This is a genomic window from Mycobacterium sp. 852002-51961_SCH5331710 (assembly GCF_001665535.1).
In the GTDB taxonomy this organism is placed as follows: Bacteria; Actinomycetota; Actinomycetes; order Mycobacteriales; family Mycobacteriaceae; genus Mycobacterium.
The window spans coordinates 1-2,496 of the sequence record NZ_LZSQ01000013.1 but is presented as its reverse complement, the minus strand read 5'-3'; the positions used below and the strand labels follow the sequence as shown (position 1 = coordinate 2,496).

The following is a 2,496-nucleotide window of genomic DNA, read 5'->3' as shown; positions in this document are numbered from 1 at the left end:
CTTTCGGTGTGGGAGATCTTCGGCGCGCTGTTGCACGGCGGGCGACTGGTGGTCGTGCCCGAGGAGGTGGTCGGATCGCCCACCGAATTCCACACCCTACTGGTCACCGAACACGTCGACATCCTCAGCCAAACCCCCACCGCGGCAGGCGCGCTGTCGCCGCAGTCTTTGGATTCGACGGCTCTGGTAGTCGCCGGTGAGCCCTGTCCGCGCGAACTGGTGGATCGCTGGGCTCCCGGCCGGGTGATGATCAACGCTTACTGCCAGCCCGAAACTCTATATGCGTCCCTCAGTGCGCCGCTGGCCGCGGGCTCGGCTGCACCGATCGGTTCGCCGGGGCCGGGCACGGCCTTGTTTGTTCTGGACCCGTGGCTGCGTCCGGTGCCGGCCGGCGTCGCCGGTGAGTTGTACGTGGCCGGTTCGGGGCTCGCATACGGGTATGTTCGCCAGAGTTCTTCGACAGCAATGCGGTTTGTGGCGTGCCCGTTCGGGCGCCCCGGCGAACGGATGTACCGCACAGGCGATCTCGTGCGCTGGGGGGCCGACGGTCAGCTGTACTACCTCGGACGCGCCGACAAGCAGGTCGAGGTCGGCGGAACCGCCGTCGATCTCGGTGAGATCGAGGCCGCGCTGGCGGCCCATCCGCGGGTAGCCCAAGCCGCGGTTACCGACTACTCGACATCAGCCGCGAATGCCGATGGGCGAGTTGGCGATACCCGGCTGGCCGGCTATGTCGTGCTCGATAATCACATGAAGCTGGTCCGTGAGCCGCAGCGTGAATCGCTTCTCGTCGACCAGTGGCGAGGGGTGTACGAAGGTCTGTACACGGAGTCGACGTCGACCTCGAACTCACAAGTCGCGCTGGGTGACGATTTCGGAGGCTGGAACAGCAGCTACTCCGGGGCCCCGATCCCCTTGGAGGAGATGCGAGAGTGGCGGGCGGCTGCAGTGGACCGCATCCGCGGACTGGGCCCGCGGCGGGTACTCGAGATCGGCGTGGGTTCCGGCCTGCTGCTCGCGCACGTCGCGCCCGAATGCGTCGAATACTGGGGGACGGACTTCTCCGCGTCGACGATCCAGGCTTTGCAGGAGGGCCTGGCCGCGGAATCATGGGGCGACAGAGTGCGGCTGCGCGTACAGCCAGCCGATGTCATCGACGGGTTGCCACAGGAACACTTCGACGTGGTGGTGCTGAACTCCGTGGTCCAGTACTTCCCGAGCGCGGGTTACCTACTCGACGTCCTGGCCGCGGCGATGCAGCTACTGGCGCCGGGTGGGGCGTTGTTCATCGGGGATGTCCGCAATCTGTCCCTGCTTTCAGCCTTTGCCACAGGGGTGGCATGTGCTACCGGGGAACACGACACGGCCGCGGCCGTTCGCGAGCGAGTGCACGCGAACATGCTCGCCGAGCGTGAATTGCTGTTGGCGCCGGAGTTCTTTGCGGCCTTGCCGCAGCATATTCCGGAGATCGCCGCGGTCGAGGTCCAACTCAAGCGGATGCGAGCGGCAAACGAACTCAGCGGTTATCGATACGAGGTCGTATTGCGCAAGGCGCCGGTGCCGGTCCGTTCCCTGGCGGACCTACCGACGCAACCATGGCAGCGTTTCGGCAGCCTTGCCCAACTGGGCGAATATCTCCGGTCGCATCAATTGCCGGGGCTGCGCGTCACCGGCGCACCACACGGGGGGATCTGGCACGATGTGGCGCTGGCGCGGGCAGTGGCCGAGGCCGACGATTGGCGGGCCCTCAGTGAATTACAGGCCGGCGCTACGGAACCAGAAGCGGTGTTGCCGCACCAGTGTCATCGGCTGGGTGAGGAGCTGGGATACGCGACAGCGTTGACCTGGTCGCCGACCGCCGGGCTCATCGACCTCATCTACACCCGCAGCGACGACGCGCCAGATCACCCGCCGGTGGCGCTGTCGGACCTCTACGTCCCGGCCACCCGGTTGGAAACTTTGGCGGGATACGTCAACGACCCGTCGGCCGCTGAACGCATAGCTGAATTGCGCGGTTTCGTCGCCGGCCGGTTGCCGCAGTTCATGGTTCCCGCGGCGATCACGGCGGTTGATGCGCTGCCGTTGACCGTCAACGGCAAACTCGATCGGCGTGCGTTGCCCGAACCGGAATGCATCGGTGAGGTGCCCTATCGCGCTCCCCGTGATCATTGCGAACAGGTGCTGGCCCGTCTGTTCGGCGAAATCCTCGAGGCCACCTTGGTCGGCATCGACGATTCGTTCTTCAGCCTTGGCGGGCAATCGTTGTCGGCCACGCGTCTTGTCGCCCGGATCCGGACTGAACTGGGTGTGCAGGTTCCTCTCTGGGCGTTGTACGAGGCGCCGACAGTAGTCGGGTTGGCCGAGTGGATCAGACAGCACGGCGATGGCCGGACGGACGCGACGCTGACGGTGCGGCAGCGGCCTTCGGTGGTGCCGTTGTCGTTTGCGCAGAGTCGGTTGTGGTTTGTCGATCAGTTTGGTGGTTCCCAGGGTCGG

1 protein-coding gene is annotated in these 2,496 nt (G+C 65.7%); it reads left to right on the top strand.

Annotated elements, in window-relative coordinates:
- Positions 1–2,496: AMP-binding protein (locus tag A5752_RS02275; protein WP_156613547.1), on the top strand; the 2,496-nt coding region annotated here is incomplete at both ends.